The sequence below is a fragment of the Franconibacter helveticus LMG 23732 genome (assembly GCF_000463115.2).
Classification (GTDB): domain Bacteria; phylum Pseudomonadota; class Gammaproteobacteria; order Enterobacterales; family Enterobacteriaceae; genus Franconibacter; species Franconibacter helveticus.
In genome coordinates, this window is sequence record NZ_AWFX01000054.1 from 244,789 (window position 1) to 263,812 (window position 19,024).

Consider the following 19,024-nt stretch of genomic DNA (forward strand, 5'->3'; position numbering starts at 1 on the left):
TAAGGTGTAACCCGTTCGGGTGAAAAAAAAGCCGGCCACCAGGGCCGGCATTTTCACTAACGCTTGTTTATCCGTGTGTTTTAAGCGCATGCGGATTCAACTGCAACGCTTTGTAGTGGCTTATCCACGAGGAATAGCGCTCCGGCGTCGCCCAGACGCGGTAGTGCAGACGCGCCATGGTTACCGGGTCGCTTAACAGCACCAGACGACGATCGCGGTTGAGTTTTTCCGGCGTTTCATTCAGCGCCTGTTCAACATGACGGTCGCGGGCGATTTCCAGCACCTGGCTTGCGCGGTGGCGCGCGGTGGCCATCGCTGTCGCCAGCGCGTTGAAAGAAGGATGGAACACAGCGTGCATAAACCCATCTTCCAGCGAGCGGCTGCGGTTCAGCTCCAGGTACTTATCGGTATCCACCAGCACCTGCGGCGGCGAATACTCTTCCGGGATCAGGAAAAGCTTCCAGCGCTTCGTGCGCAGACCCACCGTTGCGCGGCTTGAAATCACCGAGACAAACGGCGAGAGGATCAGCGAGAAGACGATAGGCGCCAGCCAGAAGAGGAAGCGCAGGTCGAGCCATGCCATCCCTACCGCCCAGACCAGGCCCAGCAGCAGTTGCGAACCGTGGCGCATAAAGGCTTCGCTCCAGGGGGTGGAGTCGTCATCGCGCTGCGGCGAATTCCAGACCACTTCCCAGCCCAGGAAGGCGCTGACCACAAACACGGTATGGAACAGCATGCGAACCGGAGCAAGCAGCACGGAGAAAAGCACTTCCAGCAGCAACGAAAGCGTTACGCGCAGGAAGCCGCCATACTCTTTCGAGCCTTTACACCAGATAAGCACCACACTCAGCAGCTTCGGCAGGAACAGCAGCACCATGGTCGAAGCAAACAGCGCAATCGCCAGCTCAGGACGCCACTGCGGCCACACCGGGAAGAGCTGGCGCGGTTGCAGGAAGTACTGCGGCTCGGTAAGCGCGTGAACCACCTGAAGCGCCGTTGAGAGCGCGAGGAACAAGAACCAGAGCGGCGCCGAGAGATAAGACATCACGCCCGTCAGGAACACCGCGCGGTGAACCGGGTGCATGCCTTTTACCAGGAACAAGCGGAAGTTCATCAGGTTGCCGTGGCACCAGCGACGGTCGCGCTTGAGTTCATCCAGCAGGTTCGGCGGCAGCTCTTCATAAGAGCCCGGGAGATCGTAAGCTATCCACACCCCCCAGCCGGCGCGACGCATCAGCGCGGCTTCCACAAAGTCATGGGAGAGGATAGAACCGGCGAACGAGCCTTCGCCCGGCAGCGGCGCCAGCGCGCAATGCTCGATAAACGGCTGCACGCGGATAATGGCGTTATGGCCCCAGTAGTGCGACTCGCCAAGCTGCCAGAAATGCAGGCCGGCGGTAAAAAGCGGGCCATAGACGCGGGTGGCGAATTGCTGGCAGCGCGCATAAAGCGTATCCATACCGGACGCTTTCGGCGAAGACTGGATAATCCCTGCGTTCGGGTTCGCTTCCATCAGGCGGACAAGCCCTGTCAGACACTCGCCGGTCATCACTGAGTCCGCATCCAGCACCACCATATAGCTGTACTGGCTGCCCCAGCGACGGCAGAAATCGTCGATGTTGCCGCTTTTACGTTTCACGCGGCGGCGACGGCGGCGATAGAAAATTTGCCCCTCGCCCTGCACTTCAGCAATCAGCTCCATCCAGGCTTTTTGTTCCGCCACGCAAATATCGGGGTTGTAGCTGTCGCTCAGGATATAAACGTCGAAATGTTGCTGCTGCCCGGTGGCCTTCACGGATTCCCAGGTCGCCCGCAGGCCCGCGAAAACGCGGTCAACGTCTTCGTTACAGATAGGCATAATGAGCGCAGTGCGATGTTCCGGATTTATCGGTTCATCGCCCACTGTGGAAGCGGAAATACTGTATTTGTCGCGCCCAATCAGCAGTTGTAAAAAGCCCATCAGCGCGGTCCAGAAACCGGCGGAGACCCAGCAGAAAAGAATAGCGAAGAGAATAAGGATGCCGCTTTGCAACACGTAAGGCAGGAGTTGCATAAAGGACACCCAGATATCCTGCCCTACCATATCGGCCGGATTAATGAGCGCCCAGCCCTGATAAGGAAGGATCGTCTTCATGTACCAAGTGGCGACCACGGTCTGGGAGAGCGTCAGCAGCAGCAGAATGTAGCGACGGATAGTGCCGACGGTGCGCCACTTTTGCTCTGCGGCGCGCTCCTCTTTTGAAAGGCGAGCCATATAGCGCGGAAGTACTTCCCTTCCGCGCAGGCGATCCCAGAAGCGGCCAATCGGGTTGGTGCGCCACGGGTCGGGAAACATGGAAGAGCGCTTTGCTTTCGGCATCGCCTCCAGTTGCGTGCGCCCCTCGTCATCCTTAATAAGCTGGCCTTCCGCCAGCGAATCCGGCCAGCTGTGCTCAAGGCGCGCCTTTACCGAGCCCAGCGGCGTATCATCGTCCCGCTCGTAAACGCGGCCTTCGCCGCCCAGCGCCTCGTGGACGCCGCGCAGCTCGCCATCCGGCAGCGCCGCTTTTTCAGCGGCGCCAGGCGGCAGCAGGTTAATATACTCAGTCGACTTATTCATTGGCAGGTAGCTGATAGCTCCAGGTTTCACTCAGCGTCTGGTCGCCGTTCATCAGCGCAGCACGCATGTCGGTGGTTTTCTTCGCGTCTTTGATCTTCACGCGCAGCGTCATACGCCAGCCCTGCGTCACCGGGTTATAGCGTACGTTGCTGTCAACGATTTCGCCGTTATCGCCAATGCTGGTTTGCGCAGCCACTGGCGTTTCCGGCGGCAGCGCTTTCATATCGGCGCCAGCGAAGTCCACAATAAACGCGATAGTGCCATCCGGCTGGCGGATAAGGTTGGACTGTTTCACATCGCCCGTAGAGCGGCGAGTTTGCAGCACATAAGCATTATCGGCGGCATGAAGCTTATCTTCATCACGGCTGAAGGTGATGGTGTACTTGAAGTTCATCTCCTTGCCCGGCTCCGGCAGTTGATCCGGCGTCCAGTAAGCCACGATGTTGTCGTTGGTTTCGTCGTTGGTCGGAATTTCAACCAGTTCGATTTTCCCTTTGCCCCACTGGCCCTGCGGCGTTACCCAGGCGCTTGGACGCTGATCGTAACGATCGTCGAGATCTTCAAAGCGGTTGAACTCGCGGCCGCGTTGCAGCAGGCCGAAGCCCTGCGGGTTTTCGGTGCTGTAGCTGCTCACGGCCAAATGGCGCGGGTTATTCAGCGGGCGCCAAATCCATTCATTATTACCAGCATGAATAGACAGGCCGTTGGAATCGTGCAGCTCCGGACGGAAGTTGGTGTTTGGCGACGGTTGATTCGGCCCGAACAGGAACATACTGGTCAGCGGCGCTACGCCAAGCTTGCCGACTTTATCGCGCAGGTAAACTTTCGACTGCACATCAACCACCGTGTCGCTGCCCGGCATAATAACGAAGCGATAGGCGCCGGTTGCGCGCGGCGAGTCAAGCAGCGCATAAATCGTCAGGCGCTTGTCGTTGGGCTTCGGACGCTCGATCCAGTACTCGCGAAAACGCGGGAACTCTTCGCCGGAGGGCAAGGCGGTATCGATGGCCAGCCCGCGCGCGGAAAGGCCATACACCTGGCCCTGACCGATAACGCGGAAATAACTTGCGCCGAGCATGCTGACAATTTCGTCGTTCTTATCTTTGCTGTTGATGGGATAAAGCACTTTGAAACCCGCGAAACCCAGGTCTTTCACGGTGTCTTTATCGTGCTGGACGTTACCGAAATTAAAATAATCCGGGCTGTACTTGATCTTGTGTACGGCATTGGCCGTCACTTCGTTCAGCGTGACCGGCACATCGAAGTACATACCCTGATGGTAGAATTCGAGCTTGAACGGAGTTTTTATTTTGCTCCAGTAAGCTTTGTCGTGATTGAACTGGATCTGTTGATAGTCCGCGTACTTCATATCGCGGAAGACGGAGGGCAGGTTGCTTTTAGGTGCTTCGTAGCTTTTACCCGCTAATGATTTCGCCTGTTTTGCGACATCATCGATAGTGAAGGCCCAAACCGAAGTGGTATAAAGGGACAACATCACTGCCGCACCCAACCAGCGCATTTTCATCATTTGTGGTTTATGTTTCATATTAACCAGCACATCCCCCTTTGTGTGCTTCAATCAATCCGATCCATTTTAATGGAAACTTGAGCTTTCCGACAACACAATCCCCGCTTTGTTCAGCCGCTGGCTCAGGTATTAAGCAAATGAATGCGCGCGACTTTCGCTTTTAGATTTTCTCCTGGAGACAGGTTATCTACGTTGGTGTAGGGTTGCCGCCGAATCTAAACACAAACCGTCTCAGGGATAAGACGAATAGTCTGAGAATGACCGGAGTTATATGACTAACACACCTGTACAGCGAGAATTTTTCCTTGATTCCATCCGTGCATGGTTAATGCTGCTGGGGATCCCTTTCCATATCTCGCTGATTTATTCCAGCCATCAATGGCATGTTAACAGCCTCGCCCCTTCCGCCTGGCTGACGCTGTTCAACGATTTTATCCATGCTTTTCGCATGCAGGTTTTCTTTGTCATATCCGGCTATTTTTCTTACATGCTCTTTCTGCGCTACCCGCGCAAGCGCTGGTGGAAGGTGCGTGTCGAACGTGTTGGCATACCTATGCTGACCGCGATCCCCCTGCTTACGTTGCCGCAATTTCTGATGTTACAACAGGTAAAAGGCACGGCGGGAAACTGGCATACGCTGTCGCTGTATGAAAAATACAACACGCTGGTCTGGGACCTTATCTCCCATCTCTGGTTTCTGCTGGTATTAATTATTTTAACTACGCTTGGACTGGCGCTGTTCGCTAAATTAAACCGCCGTGCTGAACAACCGGAAGGGGGCTTTTTCAGCCGCTTAACCCTGGGCAAGCTCTCGTTGGTTTTCCTGCTGCTGGGCCTGCTTTATGCGGCGCTGCGGCGCGCCATTTTTATTCTTCATCCTCAGTTACTAAGCGACGGGCTGTTTAATTTCGCGGTGATGCAAACCCTTTTCTACCTGCCTTTTTTCCTGCTTGGGGCGCTGGCGTTCAAACATGAAAGCATCAAAACGCTGTTCACCAGGCCTTCGCTGGGTTGCGCTATTGCCGCAGCGTTCGCTTTTGGCGCTTATCTTTTGAATCAGCGTCTTGGCAGCGGCGATGCCTGGCTATATGAAACGGAAAGCGTGATTACGATGCTGATGGGGCTGTGGATGGTGAACGTGGTGTTTGCGCTGGGGCATCGGCTGCTGAATTTTAAATCCTCCCGCGTCACCTATTTTGTTAACGCCTCATTGTTTATCTACCTGGTGCATCATCCGCTAACGCTCTTTTTCGGCGCTTACATCACGCCGCATATCGCCTCAAATACGCTTGGCTTTCTTGCCGGGCTGGTTTTCGTGATCGGCATAGCGCTGGTGTTATATGAACTGCATCTGCGCGTAGCGCTGCTGCGTTTTCTCTTTTCTGGCAAGCCGCAAAATAAGGTCGTCAGCCTGACCTCTTCCATCAATTCATAACGCCCGGGCGGGCCGCGCAGAACGCAGGCCCGCTCAAAGCAACCATTCCACCGGCAGCCACGAGGCAAGTCGCACCAGCAGGCGCTGGCTCAGGCGAGTTTTCGGCTCCTTCTTCAACACCTTTTCTTGCCCGTCCTGGTGCTCAATCCAGTTGATGCGGCCCCATCGGTCAAGACGCAGCGTCCAGGCCGCCTCCCGCTGGTTACGGGTAAAGCGCTGGTGGAACAACTTCGCCAGCGACTCGCTTTCTATCACAAAGCCCATTTCCGTATTGAGCATGGCGGAGCGGGGGTCGAAATTGAACGAGCCAATAAAGACATGATGGTCGTCCACACTAAACGTTTTCGCATGCAGACTGGCGCCGGAGTTGCCGGTAAGCCCCCGGTCATGCTGCACCGGGCCTGCATCGCGGGTGGGTTTTAGCTCATAAAGCTCCACGCCATGCCGAAGCAGTTTTTTGCGCCAGCGGGCATAGCCGGCATGCACGACCGCCACGTCGTTTGCGGCCAGCGAATTTGTCAACACCGCGACGCGAACGCCCTTACGCCGCAGGGTCAACAGCAGCGCAACGCCCGAACGGGTGGGCACGAAATAAGAAGAGATAATGTCGATAGATTTTTCAGGCTGACCAATCAGGTTCATCATACGCTGCGGCAGCAGCGTATGTTCACGCGCTTTCCCCTGCCCTTTACGCGGGTCGTCGCTGACTAAGCGGGTTTTCGCCCAGATGAGTTGCAGGGTACGCGATTCAAGATGCGTCGCGAAACGGGTGCTAGAGAGGCGATCCAGGTAGCGACGGGCGACAGGATCGCTCTTCCAGTCTTCCGGCAACTGAACGCGCGCGTCTATCTCTTCATCGTTAACATCCAGCACTTTTTGCAGCGTCGAGACCGAACCGCTGCGCCAGTAACGCTCAAAGTCCTGTTCAACATCGGCGACTACCGGGCCGATAGCCAGCACGTCGAGGTCGGAAAAGAGCGGCTGTTCGCCTGCGCCAAAATAAGCGTCGCCTACGTTACGCCCGCCAATAATGGTCACCTCGCCGTCTACGGTGAAGCTTTTATTGTGCATGCGGCGATTAAGGCGGGCGAAATCCGTCAGATACCCTAAGGCGCGCAGCGTGCGAAAGGAAAAGGGATTAAAGAGGCGCACTTCAATAAGCGGATGGGCATCGAGCATACGCAGCGTGCTGTCGAGCCCCAGCGTATTATTGTCATCGAGCAAAATGCGCACTTTTACACCACGTCGGGCAGCCGCGAGCAGCGCGCTGAACAGCAGCCGCCCGGACATATCATCCTCCCAGATGTAGTACTGAACATTGATAGTCTGCTCCGCCATCCCTGCGAGCAGGTAACGGGCGGCGAACGCATCCAGACTGTCATCCAGCGGATGCAGCCCGCTGTAGTGAGGATGCTGCGCCGTCGCAGGCGCAATCGCGCGCCCAAGGCGTGTGCCATGTGGCTCAGACCGGGAATCGTTGGGTAAGTAACCTTTGGTAAAGTCGGGCGTTTTCTTCGTCATAGCAGACAAAGTATACCTGCTCCGGTAAGGGGTGCCTGGTGAGATAATCCGAAACGGTGTCCATAGCGATTTGCGCCGCCGCCGCTTTCGGATAACCATAAATGCCTGTGCTGATGGCCGGAAACGCCACGCTCCGATAGCCGTTGGCCGTAACCAGTTGTAGGCTGTTGCGATACGCGTCGCTTAAAAGCTGCGCCTCGTTGTCGTTTCCGCCCCGCCATATTGGCCCAACGGTATGCACCACGGCTTTGGCGGGGAGTTCCCCCGCCTCAGTGATAACCGCGTGGCCCGGGGCGCACTCGCCCTGTTGCTGACGCACAATTTTACAGGCAGCCAGCAGCGCAGGCCCTGCGGCGCGGTGAATAGCGCCATCCACGCCGCCGCCGCCAAGTAACGAGGGATTGGCGGCGTTGACGATAACATCCACCTCGAGGCGGGTAATGTCGTCTTCCAGTACTTGTATGCGGTTTTGCATGGTGACCTCCTGACATGAAGCGATGATGTTAGTGTAGATCACCCCACAACGCTGCCGATGTCGGTAAGCGAAACCGTAAAGCTTTACTGATAGTCCACCTGCAACACGCCGAGGCGATGGGCGTTATCAAGCCATTTCAACTGCGCCGTGGCGTTGGCCGCCTTCAGGCTGACCTCATTCATGTGGTTTACGGCGAGCGTTTGCCGGTTAAATTTCCCGTCTCTGTAACAGGAAAAGGCGACGTGAGTCTGTGAGTTTTCTACCGTGCAGGCATCTTCCACAACCGCGCCGATGAAATGAATGACGCCGTCGGGCGCTTGTTGAGCGAAAGCGGTCAGCGAGACCAACAACAGCGCGCCGGCAGCGGCGTGTGAGTAAGTTGAAAGGGTCATTTGCAGGGCTCCATTATCGGCTTTTGCCGTTGGGTTGTTGTTATATAAACAGTAGCTATAAAAGCGACTTAACGCGCGGCGCTAACGTTCGCTTTTATGTGAGCTTTATCCTGTTCTTTACGCTATTTTCGGCAGCTTTAGCATAAACCTGAGCCCTGCTTTTTATACCCGCCCCGGCGGCGACCACTGGCGCGAAAGGTGGAGCGCGTTTCCGTCGCTCACTGTCACGGTGACGATAATATTGTCGCCAGGCTGGGCGGAGAGCGTAATTTGTGAAAGGGCGTAAGGCTCCCCTGCCCTGATATTCACCCTGCCGCTCTGTCGGGTGGTGCTGTTACCTGATGCGGCCTGCCGTGACGTCTCCATCTGGATGCGGCACTGGCAATCTTCATTAAGCGTAACCTGCGGCGTTATCGTCCACATATCCCCTTGCTGGCGGGCATCAAAATTTATCTGGCTGGTCAACGCGGCAAGTAAAATCAGCGTATGCATTTTCTTCTCCCGAAAAAAAAACAGGGCTTGCGCCCTGTTTTTATTGCTCAATGTTCTACAGGCAACTTAGTGCTGCGCAGCGTTAGCCGTGTTGAAAGCGCCAACCTGAGTCACGTAAACCTGAGAAGAAGAAGCAGACTGGTTAACCGTCGCGTTGTTCAGGTGACCATCCTGGTTAACGGTGGTGGCAGAGTTACGGCTGCTCCACTGGTTAACAGTCGCATTGTTGCGGAAACCATCCTGGTTTACGGTCACGCCGGAATCAGAGCCGCCCCACTGGTCGATAGAAGCCGTCTGGCCGTGGCCGTTCTGGGTCAGTTTGATGAAGCTGTTGTCAGAACCCTGCCCGGTATCAGCAACATGGTTAGAACCACGTTGTTTGATTTCAGTCGTAGAGTGGTAAGCATCAGATTGCAGTGCGTTAGCATTGTTGCTGGTACCGTACTGATAAATTTTCAGGCTTGAATCTTCACCATACTGATGAAAAGGAGCTGCCAGTGCGCTACCAGAAACTACCATTGCTGCCAATGCTGCGACTTTGAAAAATTTCATGGTTTCTTCCCCATAGGATTGAAGTTAAATAAGTCTGCATAACGTTCAACGTTGAATAACGCGAACCGCCATTTGCGACTGTTTTTGCACTACAACTGCAGTTTTTTGCGTACCAGACTGGATAATATCCGCACGGTTAGCCGAACCTTTTTGAATAACCAGCGCGGTATTATCGTAACCCTCTTGTTTTAGGTTCACTTCATTGCCGTAGCCCTGTTGTGAAACGTAAGCAAGATTGTAATATCCTGATTGGTCAATGTTTGCGCGGTTAGCGACGCCGGTCTGGCTAATCACTGCCTGCAATTTATTACCATCCTGGCGAACCCAGGCATCATTATTGCTGCCTGTTTGACCAATTATCGCGGCCTGATTCAACGAGCCTTTGCTTATTTCATTCACGGCAAAGTTATATTCCGAAGCTGCAAGATCAAAATGACTTGCATGAGCTAAACCAGGCACACCCAGTATTGTTAACATCGTAAACAACAATTTGTTTTTCATGTCTCCACCCTGGACCTGGTTGTTTATTTCGCGAAATAAACAACATGCCAACGACTAATAAGTAAACGCAACAAATAATGTGCTATCGCCGCGTTACGGAAAAGAGTATGTCCAGAGGGGCATTTTAAATATCTCACCTGCGAGTAGGATTTTTATCACCGCATTCACCCCAAAGCATGAGATTGATTTTGGTGGCCTTTCTGTGGCGCCTTTTCTTAATCTCCTGATGGGTGTTTTTGTTTTGTCACTTTGCCTTCATCAGACTGAAAACTCATTGCTGTCCGCAATCCCCAACACAAATAATGATAATTTTGGACAGATAGATGTAACGGGCCCTCTCTTTTCTTAAGGTAAACTTTTCGTAAAGCCATCATTAGAAAGAGGGGTATATTTTCTGAGATTTACCACTTTTGCCTTTTTATAAAAACATATATAAATCATAATGATATAGATAATCAAGCCGTAAAAAAAACGATGCAATTGATAAAAAATGTACAACTTTTCCATCAAAAACAAATACACAGAAAAAGATATCGTTAACATTTTAATATCTTGAGTTACATCTAGTTACATCTTTAACACTTGCTTTAAGATTGGCAATGACTAGATTGAACTCATCAGAACTTTCTTGGTTTTAGTTTTTTCACGCCCTCCCGGGGCATGATGTTTTGTTATTAACACACGCAGCAGTGCATTTTCCCAGTAACCTCTGGCGGATTACTTTTGTTTGTAATCCCTTGCCGGGAACCAAATAAAAAGAGTGGAGTTTCATCATGTTTAATGAAGTCCTTAGTTTACCTGGTCAAACCTTATTATTGATTACCAAACCTTCATTACAAGCTACCGCATTATTGCAGCACCTTAAGTCTTCTTTAATGCTCAATGGCAAGCTCCATAACATTCAGCGTTCGCTGGATGAAATTCCCGTGAATGGCTTGATCTTGCTGGATATGATGGAGGCGGATAAAAAGCTTATTCAGTACTGGCAGGAAAATTTAGGCCGCCGTAATAACGTTAAGGTTTTGCTGCTCAATACGCCGGAAGAATACCCCTTCCGCGACATCGAAAACTGGCCGCATATCAACGGCGTTTTCTACTCCAATGAAGATCAATCGCGCGTTATCGAAGGCATGCAGGGCGTGATACGCGGCGAATGCTACTTCAGCCAGAAGCTGGCAAGCTATCTCATTACCCGTTCAGGTCATTACCGCTTTAACAGCGCGGAATCCGCCCTGCTGACGCACCGTGAGAAAGAGATCCTGAATAAACTCCGCGTCGGGGCCTCTAACAATGAGATAGCCCAGTCGCTGTTTATCAGCGAAAACACCGTCAAAACCCATCTCTACAATCTTTTCAAAAAGATTTCGGTGAAAAACCGCACCCAAGCCGTCTCCTGGGCCAATGACAATCTCAGACGATAACATGATGAAAAAGTTAACCGGCTGGTTACTGGCCGCAGGGATCCTGTGCGCCAGCGGCGGCGCCCGGGCGCTGGAAGTGGAAGTGCCTGGGCTGTTAACCGATCACACTGTATCGTCCGTCGGGCATGATTTTTATCGCGGCTTTAGCGATAGATGGGAAAGCAATTACAGCGGGAACTTAACGATTAATGAACGGCCCAGCGCCCGTTGGGGCAGCTGGATCACCATTACCGTTGAGCAGGATGTTATTTATCAGGTTTTTTTATTCCCGACGAAGCGTGATTTTGACAAAAACGTTGACCTCGCACTGGCCCAGACTCATGAAGCGTTGCAGCGTCGACAAATCGATAAAGCATTACTCAGCACCGGCGATTTAACACACGATGAATTCTAACGTTTTATTCACTTCAGGAGGCTGTCATGCGGGTTGCATACGCGGTTATTACCTTAATGCTAGTGTCGCCACTTTCGTGGGGCGGAAATATGGTATTTCAATTCCGTAATCCCAATTTCGGCGGAAACCCTAATAACGGCGCTTTTCTTCTTAATGAAGCTCAGGCGCAAAACTCTTATAAAGATCCCAGCTATGAGGATTACGCCATAGAAACGCCGTCTGCGCTGGATAATTTTACCTCAGCAATTCAGTCGCAAGTTTTAGGCGGCCTGTTAACCAATATTAATACCGGGCAACCGGGACGAATGGTGACGAATGACTATATCGTCGATATTGCTAACAGAGACGGACAGTTGCAGCTTAACGTCACCGACCGTAAAACAGGTAAAACATCAACGATTCAAGTTTCGGGCCTGCAAACAGGAACCACCGATTTTTAGGCCCTGTTAAATATTAAAGGATGACTACCATGCAGCGCTTATTATTACTTCTCGCCGTCACATTATTAAGCGGATGCCTTACTGCGCCGCCAAAAGAAGCGGCAAAGCCTACGTTAATGCCGCGGGCGCAAAGCTACCGCGATTTAACGCATCTGCCCGACCCTAAAGGCAAGCTCTTTGTTTCGGTCTATAACATTCAGGATGAAACGGGTCAGTTTAAACCTTATCCAGCCAGTAACTTTTCAACCGCAGTGCCGCAGAGCGCCACTTCTATGCTGGTAACGGCGTTGAAAGATTCTCGCTGGTTTATTCCGCTGGAGCGTCAGGGATTACAAAACCTGCTGAATGAACGCAAAATTATCCGCGCGGCTCAGGAGAACGGTACGGTCGCAGACAATAACCGGATGCCGTTGCAGTCGCTGGTGGCTGCTAACGTGATGATTGAAGGATCGATTATCGGTTATGAAAGCAATGTGAAATCGGGCGGCGTAGGCGCGCGCTATTTTGGCATAGGCGGCAATACACAGTACCAGCTTGATCAGATTGCCGTGAACCTGCGCGTGGTAAACGTAAGCACGGGGGAAGTGCTTTCATCGGTAAACACCAGTAAAACCATTCTCTCTTATGAAGTGCAGGCGGGCGTTTTCCGCTTCATCGATTACCAGCGTCTGCTGGAGGGCGAAATTGGTTATACGGCGAATGAGCCGGTAATGCTCTGCCTGATGTCAGCGATTGAAACCGGCGTGATTCATTTGATTAACGACGGCATTAACCGCGGTCTGTGGGAACTTAAAGATAAAAAAGATTCGAAAGACGCCATCCTTGCGAAATATCGCAGTATGGCTGTCCCGCCCGAATCCTGACAGCAATAAAAAAACCAGCGTACGCTGGTTTTTTTATGCCTTACGCGGCTTGCTCGCTTTTTGCGGCAAGCCGCGCCGCAAGCCAACTCCCGCTGCTTTTCATCGCAAACCCAAACAACAGCCCCAGCACTAAAGCCGGCGTCACGCTTTTCCATTCGCCTTGCGCAGCGAAAGTGGCGCAGGCGCCGATAAAGGTGCCGGGCACAAAGGAAAGCAGCAGATGCCTGGCCTGCATGCACATCAGAAAGGCCACTATGCCTGTCATTGCATAGCTGAGCATTTCTACCTGCGGCGCCAGCGCGCTGCCGTAAATAATGACCTGCGCCCAGAGCACACCGCTCAGTAACGTACACAGGGTTGTGAGGAATCCCGAAAGATTCGGTTTAGGGCAGGCAAACCAGGCGGTGCAGCCAAGAAACCCGGCCCAGCCGGGGAGATTAAAGCTCACCGCCGCCCAGCCCCAAAGGGCGGAGAGCAAACCGGTGGTCAATGCGAGGGGAAAGCGTCTGTTCATGGCGGCGTATACTAACAGAGGATCCGTTTCGCCATGAGAGGTCACACACAAAAAAAGTAAATAACCGTGACTTATTACATTGCAATGGTGATAAGCATCACAAAAACCGGGCTTTCGCCCGGCTTTTTATTCCTGTTCTTCTTCCTGCAACTCTTCCCACATCGCCTGAATGGCGTCGCGGGTCAGTTGGGCGAAGGTTCGCCAGAAAGCGCTGCCCGCATGGGCTTCCACTTTCCCCAGAAAAGCGCCGCACCAGGGTAACAGATAATCGGCGAACAGCGCTTCCAGCGCTTCGCTCTCATCTTCCTGCGCCTGGTCTTCCAGCCAAGAGGCCGCCAGCAGCAGCATGCCGAAGTGATCGGCTGGCGCTTCAGACAGCGGCATGCCCCGTTCGCTAAGAAACGCCCTCACCTCGTCTTCTTTCGCCCCTTCCTGCCAGGCGGCACGCAACGGCGACACGCGACATTCATCGCCAACAAAGAGCGACAGGTAATCCGCTTCGATTTCTTGCGCGTTATAGCTTTTTTGCAGGCGCTCCAGAAGCGCATCCTGCTCAAGCGGCCAACTCTGCGCCAGCTTGCCTTCGGCAATTAATGCATAAACCGGGGCAAGCACCGGATCCTGCGGTTCGCGATACCAGAGGGAGCCGAGCAGGCGACAGATAATTGAAAATTCATTCATGAAGCAGATCCATTGAGTTGTGATTAAAACGCAGCGAATTCGGCGATGGGCGCCATACCGCGGGATTCAAGAAAATTAAGCAGGCGGCGCGGCGTAACGTTAAGGATGCGATCTTCCGGGAACGCCACGTCGTCGAGGATCTTACGGCACTCCTGGAAGTCGCCAAGCGTAAAGGCGGTATGTGAATCGGACCCGAGCGCCAGCCAGCCGCCTGCGTCGCGTACCGCCTCGGCGATAGCGCGGCAGTTCGGTCCGCTTCCTTTACGGGAGTGCGTAAAAGAAGAGTTATTTAACTCCAGCGCCACCTGGTATTTCGCGGCCGCGGCGGCGATAGCCGGAATGTCGACCGGAAATTTGGGGTTGCCGGGATGGCTGATAATATGCACATTGCCGCTTGCCATGGCGGCTATCATCGCCTCGGTATGGGTAGCTTTATCCTGCGGCGGGAAGACAGGCTCGTGAAAGCCCGCCACGATAAGATCAAGCGACTCAAGCATCGGGCCGGTGCAATCAATCTCGCCGGCTCTGTTTTTAATATTGGCTTCAATACCGCGCAGAATGCCGACGCCATCCACCACTCGCGGCCAGATGCGCATATTTATAAAGTGCCAGTAGTGCGGCGCATCGGCCATATCCGGGCCGTGGTCGGTTATCGCGAAAAGCTGGATATTTTTTTGCTTCGCGGCGGCGATATAGTCATGAAGGTTGCTGTAAGCGTGGGTACTGGCGACGGTATGCATGTGCAGGTCAACGGGATACATGGCGCTCTCCTTTCAGTTTTGCGCAAGGATAGCAGGTATCGGCGTTGAGGTTTAGCCTGAAAACCCGGCCAGGCGGCCGGGACGGGGGTTCAGTAGCCGCGTTGCAGGTCAACTTCGCCTGCGGGTTTTTCGCCCTCTTCGAGCTGAACGATGGTCGCGCCGATAAAGGCCACCGCCTCTGTCGGGCGCGTAACGGCTGCTACGTGCGGCGTTATCGCCACGCGCGGATGGCACCACAGCGGGCTTTCGGCGGGCAGCGGTTCACGGGCAAAGACATCCAGCATCGCGGCTTTTATTTTGCCCTGCTCCAGCGCAGCCAGCAGATCTTCCTCCACCAGATGCACGCCGCGCGCAAGGTTAAGCACATAAGCATTGTCCGCAAGCTGGTTCAGCAAGCCGCGATTAATAATACCTACCGTTTCCGGCGTGTTCGGCAGCAGGTTAATCAACACCCGGGTGTCTTTCAGGAACGCGGCAAGTTCTTGCGCGCCGACAAAGCTTTTCACGCCGGGGTAATTTTTATGGCTTCGGCTCCAGCAACGAACCGGAAACCCCCAGTTGACGAAACTTTCGGCCACTTTAGCGCCCAGTACGCCCGCGCCGAGGATGCCGATAGTGAAATCTTTGCGCTCATAATCCGCCAGCGGCTCCCATTTCGCCTGCTGTTTGAGCGCCTGATAATCATCAAAGCGGCGGAACCAGTGCAGCACCTGGCTTACTGCGTATTCCTGCATTTGTTCCACCATGCCGGTATCTTCGAGCCTGAACAGCGGCACGCCGGCGGGTAGCAAATCCGGGTGGGTTTTGAGTTTGCTTAAAATGGAATCGACACCGGCGCCCAGGGCAAAGACAGCTTTTAAGCCGCTGCGACCGCGTAGCATTTCAACCGGAGGATGCCAGACCAGCGCATAATCCGCTGGGCCGTTATCGCCCGGTTTCCATTCCCGGATCCTGGCTTGCGGAAGCTTTTGTTGCAGCAGGGACAGCCAGTAGCTGGCGTCAAAAGTGGGGTGATAAAAAATGATGTCCATAGCGTCTCCTTTTTTAACCAGGATTACGCGAAAGCGCTTGGTTTGCAAGGCAATTGCCATAAAAACAGGCAATATGCCGATTTTGAGAGCAAGTTGCTGGAAGTTTGAGTAAACGCGCTGAAAATTCCGAAAAGTATATTGACTGGCGCAGGCCTTTTGCCTACATTAGCGCCCGTCCCGAACACATCGGGAAGACAATATGGTGAGGTGTCCGAGTGGCTGAAGGAGCACGCCTGGAAAGTGTGTATACGGCAACGTATCGGGGGTTCGAATCCCCCCCTCACCGCCATCTTCTAAGAAAAAGCCCGAGCTAAAACTCGGGCTTTTCCTTTATATATCGTACCAGCCTGGGGGGGATGAGAAGCCCCGACCGGGGTTCGACAGGCGGTTTACCGCCTGGACAGCAGGACCGCCTGCGGTCATGCTGCCCGCCGGGCGAGCGCCAGCGAGTCAATCCCCTCCTCACCGCCATATTCAAAGAAGAAGCCTGAGCTAACGCTCAGGCTTCTTTGCTTTTATATCGCGCCGACCCGGGGGGGATGAGAAGCCCCGACCGGGGTTCGACAGGCGGTTTACCGCCTGGACAGCAGGACCGCCTGCGGTCATGCTGCCCGACAAAAACGCCGGGAGCGTTTTTGAACAACGCAAAGCGTTGGCCCCGAAGGGGCGAGTCCCATGGATGGGACGAGTAACGGCGAGCGCCAGCGAGTCAATCCCCCCCTCACCGCCATATTCAAAGAAGAAGCCTGGGCTAACGCTCAGGCTTCTTTGCTTTTATACCGCGCCGACCCGGGGGGATGAGAAGCCCCGAGCCGGCCCACGGCTTACCCTCACCGCCGCGCACCCGATGTTTCCACTGGCGTTTCAACACGTTCCATGGCAATCGGGATGCTTTTGTAAGCCGGTATGCCGCTCTGGGTGTCATGACTGTCCAGCGGCACCAGCACGTTCGCTTCCGGGTAGTAAGCGCCGACCGAGCCGGGCGCCATATCAATGACCACAATCGTGAGATTATGCATGCGCCGCGACGTGGGGTTGCCGTCAGGATCGAGGGCGACGATATTCACCTGATCGCCTACTCGTAACTGCCGTTTTTCTGCCTCATCAGGATTGATAAACAGCACGTCTCGCCGCCCGGTCACGCCGCGGTAGCGATCGTTTAACCCATAAAGCGTGGTGTTGTACTGGTCGTGGCTGCGCAGGGTCGTCAGAACCAGGTCATGGCACTTCAGCGAACGCGGATCCTCATTAATCCCCTGCATGATTTTGAACTGCGCTTTGCCTGTCGGGGTATTCCACACCCGCTCCGAAGCGGCGTTGCGCAGGCGGAAACCGCCCGGTTTTTTTACCCGCTCGTTGTAGTTTTCAAAGGCCGGAAAGACCGCCTCGATCTTCTCGCGAATAAAACTGTAGTCGCCCACCAGCCGGTCCCAGTTCACAACGCTGTTGGGCAGCGTCGCTTTCGCAAGCCCGGCGACCAGCGCCGGCTCCGATTTAAGATGCGGCGATGCGGGCTTCAGAGACCCGCGTGAAGCATGCACCATCGACATGGAATCTTCGACCGTGACGCTCTGCGCGCCCGACGCCTGCTCGTCGAGCTCAGTACGTCCAAGCACGGGCAACAGGTAGTTATGCTTGCCGAGCAACAGGTGGGAGCGATTAAGCTTGGTCGCCATATGCACAACCAAATCCAGCTTACGCATGGCCGGGAAAGTGACTTGCGGATCGGAAATCGCTTCCGCCAGGTTGCCGCCCAGACACAACAGCGCTTTGGCTGTTCCATCGCGCATCGCCTGAATGGCGGCAACGGCACCGTGCCCATGTTTTTGCGGCGGCCTGAAGCCGAAAACCCGTTCAATGCTGTCGAGCAGCTCCTGTGAGGGGATTTCCGTAATGCCTACGGTCCGATCGCCCTGCACGTTTGAGTGGCCGCGAAGGGGGCATATCCCGGCCCCTTTTTTACCTATATTGCCGCGCAGAAGCAGAAGATTCGCTATTTGCTGAACGTTTTGGGTGCCGTACTGATGCTGAGTGATCCCCATACCGTAACAGATGATCGTACGCCGGGCGTTAGCGTAAAGGCGGGCTACATGCTGGATCTCTTTGCGCTCCATACCGGAAACTTTGAGAATATGATCCCACTGCGTAGCGTCGAGATCGGCTTTCAGCGCCTCGAACCCTTCCGTGTGTTCCCGAATGAACGTTTCGTCGAGCACGCCCGGCTCTCCTTTCGCTATCCGCTCCTCATGCATCGACAGCAAGATTTTCATTACGCCTTTCAGCATCGCCGCGTCGCCGCCTACGCGCACTTTATAATAGGTCGACGCAAGCTCCGTGGAGCTTAACGAAAGCATTTCAATCGGGCTTTGCGGCGAGGTAAAGCGCTCAAGTCCGCGCTCACGCAAGGGGTTGATAGCAACGATAGTGGCGCCGCGCTTAGCAACTTCGCGCAGCGTGCCAAGCATGCGTGGATGGTTGGTGCCTGGATTATGCCCAATGCAAAGCACAAGGTCGCAATGGTTAAAATCCTCCAGTTCAACAGTGCCCTTTCCAACGCCGATCGATTCCGGCAGGCCTACGCTTGTAGGTTCATGACACATATTGGAGCAGTCAGGGAAGTTATTGGTGCCATATTCCCGGGCAAAAAGCTGCCAGAGAAAAGCGGCTTCATTAGAAGCGCGACCGGAGGTGTAAAACTCCACGCTGTCAGGATCTTCGTAGCTGCGAAGATGCTCGCCGATCTCTTTAAAAGCCGTTTCCCATTCGATGGGTTGATAAGTGTCGCTCGCCGGATCGTATTTCATCGGATGCGTAAGGCGCCCTTCGCCTTCAAGCTCAAACGCGTTCCAGTTCCACAGTTCGCTTACCGTGTGCGCGGAAAAAAACTCAGGCGTGGTGCGCTTACTGGTGGCTTCCCAGGAGACCGCTTTGGCGCCGTTTTCGCAAAATTCAAACGAGGAGCCATGCTGCGGGTCGGGCCAGGCGCAGCCGGGGCAGTCAAACCCTTGCGGCTGGTTAACTTTGAACAGGGCAATCACGTCCTGCTTCACCGACATTTGGCCGCGAATGGCGTCGGCGACCGCTTTCAATGCGCCCCAGCCGCCTGCTGAACCGCCATAAGGCGCGATGCCGATAGTACGATTTTGCTCTTTCATAATGCTCCACATTCTTTGTCTGATAGCTCGTCTTTAAGCCTGGTACAGAAAATTAGATAAGCGAAGCTAATCTTTCTTTTACCGTGCCGTTTCAAAACGCAAAACATGGCGCGTTCTGGCGGAGCGGGTAACGCAGCGCTTCCCCAACCGGCCTTCGGCTTCTTTTTTCCGTTTTCATTTGGCTGGGGAACCGGCATTTCGTTTAAGCCTTAACCGAACGATTAAGAAAGAAAAAATACTGCTTGACCCTTTTACCCCTCCCCCCTATA

The 19,024-nt window shown here is 54.0% G+C and carries 18 protein-coding genes and 1 tRNA gene; 6 read left to right on the top strand and 13 right to left on the bottom strand.

Annotated features, from left to right (window positions below; all coding sequences use genetic code 11):
- Positions 1 to 67: 67 nt before the first annotated feature.
- Together mdoH and mdoG are read right to left on the bottom strand one after the other, a co-directional pair.
- Entirely contained in the window at positions 68 to 2,599 is a 2,532-nt protein-coding gene (gene mdoH, locus DW56_RS19165) for a glucans biosynthesis glucosyltransferase MdoH (protein WP_024552543.1), read from the bottom strand.
- On the bottom strand, positions 2,592 to 4,145 hold the full coding sequence (gene mdoG / locus DW56_RS19170) for a glucans biosynthesis protein MdoG (protein ID WP_024552544.1): 1,554 nt from the start codon (positions 4,143 to 4,145) through the stop codon (positions 2,592 to 2,594). The genes mdoH and mdoG overlap by 8 nt, the downstream gene beginning before the upstream one ends.
- 253 nt (positions 4,146 to 4,398) lie before the next feature.
- On the opposite strand from mdoG, the gene mdoC reads away from it, so the two are divergent.
- The gene (mdoC, locus tag DW56_RS19175; protein ID WP_024552545.1) at positions 4,399 to 5,562 is read left to right on the top strand and encodes a glucans biosynthesis protein MdoC; all 1,164 of its coding nucleotides are present in this window, start codon (positions 4,399 to 4,401) and stop codon (positions 5,560 to 5,562) included.
- Positions 5,563 to 5,595: 33 nt separating this feature from the next.
- Here mdoC and DW56_RS19180 read toward each other — a convergent pair whose 3' ends face one another.
- From DW56_RS19180 to csgB, 6 genes are all read right to left on the bottom strand, one after another.
- Entirely contained in the window at positions 5,596 to 7,083 is a 1,488-nt protein-coding gene (locus DW56_RS19180) for a phospholipase D family protein (protein WP_029697351.1), read from the bottom strand.
- Positions 7,025 to 7,558 (bottom strand): O-acetyl-ADP-ribose deacetylase, encoded by a 534-nt coding sequence (ymdB, locus tag DW56_RS19185; protein WP_024552547.1) that lies wholly within the window; start codon positions 7,556 to 7,558, stop codon positions 7,025 to 7,027. Before ymdB ends, DW56_RS19180 begins: the two co-directional genes overlap by 59 nt.
- Before the next feature lie 83 nt (positions 7,559 to 7,641).
- On the bottom strand, positions 7,642 to 7,950 hold the full coding sequence (locus DW56_RS19190; protein WP_024552548.1) for a type 1 fimbrial protein: 309 nt from the start codon (positions 7,948 to 7,950) through the stop codon (positions 7,642 to 7,644).
- 162 nt (positions 7,951 to 8,112) lie between these two features.
- The gene (csgC, locus tag DW56_RS19195; protein WP_024552549.1) at positions 8,113 to 8,442 is read right to left on the bottom strand and encodes a curli assembly chaperone CsgC; all 330 of its coding nucleotides are present in this window, start codon (positions 8,440 to 8,442) and stop codon (positions 8,113 to 8,115) included.
- A 66-nt stretch (positions 8,443 to 8,508) separates the two neighbouring features.
- Complete coding sequence (gene csgA / locus DW56_RS19200) at positions 8,509 to 8,994, bottom strand: curli major subunit CsgA (RefSeq protein ID WP_024552550.1); 486 nt, start codon at positions 8,992 to 8,994, stop codon at positions 8,509 to 8,511.
- A 45-nt stretch (positions 8,995 to 9,039) separates the two neighbouring features.
- The gene (gene csgB / locus DW56_RS19205) at positions 9,040 to 9,495 is read right to left on the bottom strand and encodes a curli minor subunit CsgB (protein WP_024552551.1); all 456 of its coding nucleotides are present in this window, start codon (positions 9,493 to 9,495) and stop codon (positions 9,040 to 9,042) included.
- Positions 9,496 to 10,268: 773 nt separating this feature from the next.
- On the opposite strand from csgB, the gene csgD reads away from it, so the two are divergent.
- Genes csgD through csgG form a run of 4 tightly spaced genes read left to right on the top strand, consistent with a single transcriptional unit; the run spans position 10,269 to position 12,613 of the window.
- Positions 10,269 to 10,916 carry a biofilm master transcriptional regulator CsgD gene (csgD, locus tag DW56_RS19215; protein ID WP_024552553.1) on the top strand — a complete coding sequence of 216 codons (648 nt, stop codon included), beginning with the start codon at positions 10,269 to 10,271 and terminating at the stop codon, positions 10,914 to 10,916.
- Positions 10,917 to 10,920: 4 nt separating this feature from the next.
- A complete protein-coding gene (csgE, locus tag DW56_RS19220; RefSeq protein ID WP_024562065.1) occupies positions 10,921 to 11,310 on the top strand; it encodes a curli production assembly/transport protein CsgE in 390 nt (129 codons plus the stop codon).
- A gap of 26 nt (positions 11,311 to 11,336) precedes the next feature.
- Positions 11,337 to 11,750, top strand: coding sequence for a curli production assembly/transport protein CsgF (gene csgF / locus DW56_RS19225; RefSeq protein ID WP_024554579.1), 414 nt, complete (start codon positions 11,337 to 11,339; stop codon positions 11,748 to 11,750).
- A gap of 29 nt (positions 11,751 to 11,779) precedes the next feature.
- Positions 11,780 to 12,613 (top strand): curli production assembly/transport protein CsgG, encoded by an 834-nt coding sequence (csgG, locus tag DW56_RS19230; protein WP_024554578.1) that lies wholly within the window; start codon positions 11,780 to 11,782, stop codon positions 12,611 to 12,613.
- A 40-nt stretch (positions 12,614 to 12,653) separates the two neighbouring features.
- Here csgG and DW56_RS19235 read toward each other — a convergent pair whose 3' ends face one another.
- The 4 genes from DW56_RS19235 to ghrA form a co-directional block, all read right to left on the bottom strand.
- Positions 12,654 to 13,127 (bottom strand): DUF1097 domain-containing protein, encoded by a 474-nt coding sequence (locus DW56_RS19235; RefSeq protein WP_024554577.1) that lies wholly within the window; start codon positions 13,125 to 13,127, stop codon positions 12,654 to 12,656.
- Between the two features lie 126 nt (positions 13,128 to 13,253).
- Positions 13,254 to 13,808 carry a TorD/DmsD family molecular chaperone gene (locus DW56_RS19240; RefSeq protein ID WP_024554576.1) on the bottom strand — a complete coding sequence of 185 codons (555 nt, stop codon included), beginning with the start codon at positions 13,806 to 13,808 and terminating at the stop codon, positions 13,254 to 13,256.
- 23 nt (positions 13,809 to 13,831) lie between these two features.
- On the bottom strand, positions 13,832 to 14,569 hold the full coding sequence (locus tag DW56_RS19245) for a phosphatase (protein ID WP_024554575.1): 738 nt from the start codon (positions 14,567 to 14,569) through the stop codon (positions 13,832 to 13,834).
- A gap of 89 nt (positions 14,570 to 14,658) precedes the next feature.
- Positions 14,659 to 15,600 (bottom strand): glyoxylate/hydroxypyruvate reductase GhrA, encoded by a 942-nt coding sequence (gene ghrA / locus DW56_RS19250; protein ID WP_024554574.1) that lies wholly within the window; start codon positions 15,598 to 15,600, stop codon positions 14,659 to 14,661.
- Positions 15,601 to 15,801: 201 nt separating this feature from the next.
- On the opposite strand from ghrA, the gene DW56_RS19255 reads away from it, so the two are divergent.
- A tRNA-Ser gene (locus tag DW56_RS19255) sits at positions 15,802 to 15,889 on the top strand.
- 541 nt (positions 15,890 to 16,430) lie between these two features.
- Here the strand turns inward: DW56_RS19255 and DW56_RS19260 are convergent.
- Positions 16,431 to 18,755 (bottom strand): FdhF/YdeP family oxidoreductase, encoded by a 2,325-nt coding sequence (locus DW56_RS19260; RefSeq protein WP_024562066.1) that lies wholly within the window; start codon positions 18,753 to 18,755, stop codon positions 16,431 to 16,433.
- Positions 18,756 to 19,024 lie beyond the last annotated feature (269 nt).

Excerpts from the sequence above, each read along its gene's own strand:
- mdoH (WP_024552543.1), bottom strand. The coding sequence starts at position 2,599 with ATGAATAAGTCGACTGAGTATATTAACCTGCTGCCGCCTGGCGCCGCT.
- mdoG (WP_024552544.1), bottom strand. The coding sequence starts at position 4,145 with ATGAAACATAAACCACAAATGATGAAAATGCGCTGGTTGGGTGCGGCA.
- mdoC (WP_024552545.1), top strand. The coding sequence starts at position 4,399 with ATGACTAACACACCTGTACAGCGAGAATTTTTCCTTGATTCCATCCGT.
- DW56_RS19180 (WP_029697351.1), bottom strand. The coding sequence starts at position 7,083 with ATGACGAAGAAAACGCCCGACTTTACCAAAGGTTACTTACCCAACGAT.
- ymdB (WP_024552547.1), bottom strand. The coding sequence starts at position 7,558 with ATGCAAAACCGCATACAAGTACTGGAAGACGACATTACCCGCCTCGAG.
- DW56_RS19190 (WP_024552548.1), bottom strand. The coding sequence starts at position 7,950 with ATGACCCTTTCAACTTACTCACACGCCGCTGCCGGCGCGCTGTTGTTG.
- csgC (WP_024552549.1), bottom strand. The coding sequence starts at position 8,442 with ATGCATACGCTGATTTTACTTGCCGCGTTGACCAGCCAGATAAATTTT.
- csgA (WP_024552550.1), bottom strand. The coding sequence starts at position 8,994 with ATGAAATTTTTCAAAGTCGCAGCATTGGCAGCAATGGTAGTTTCTGGT.
- csgB (WP_024552551.1), bottom strand. The coding sequence starts at position 9,495 with ATGAAAAACAAATTGTTGTTTACGATGTTAACAATACTGGGTGTGCCT.
- csgD (WP_024552553.1), top strand. The coding sequence starts at position 10,269 with ATGTTTAATGAAGTCCTTAGTTTACCTGGTCAAACCTTATTATTGATT.
- csgE (WP_024562065.1), top strand. The coding sequence starts at position 10,921 with ATGAAAAAGTTAACCGGCTGGTTACTGGCCGCAGGGATCCTGTGCGCC.
- csgF (WP_024554579.1), top strand. The coding sequence starts at position 11,337 with ATGCGGGTTGCATACGCGGTTATTACCTTAATGCTAGTGTCGCCACTT.
- csgG (WP_024554578.1), top strand. The coding sequence starts at position 11,780 with ATGCAGCGCTTATTATTACTTCTCGCCGTCACATTATTAAGCGGATGC.
- DW56_RS19235 (WP_024554577.1), bottom strand. The coding sequence starts at position 13,127 with ATGAACAGACGCTTTCCCCTCGCATTGACCACCGGTTTGCTCTCCGCC.
- DW56_RS19240 (WP_024554576.1), bottom strand. The coding sequence starts at position 13,808 with ATGAATGAATTTTCAATTATCTGTCGCCTGCTCGGCTCCCTCTGGTAT.
- DW56_RS19245 (WP_024554575.1), bottom strand. The coding sequence starts at position 14,569 with ATGTATCCCGTTGACCTGCACATGCATACCGTCGCCAGTACCCACGCT.
- ghrA (WP_024554574.1), bottom strand. The coding sequence starts at position 15,600 with ATGGACATCATTTTTTATCACCCCACTTTTGACGCCAGCTACTGGCTG.
- DW56_RS19260 (WP_024562066.1), bottom strand. The coding sequence starts at position 18,755 with ATGAAAGAGCAAAATCGTACTATCGGCATCGCGCCTTATGGCGGTTCA.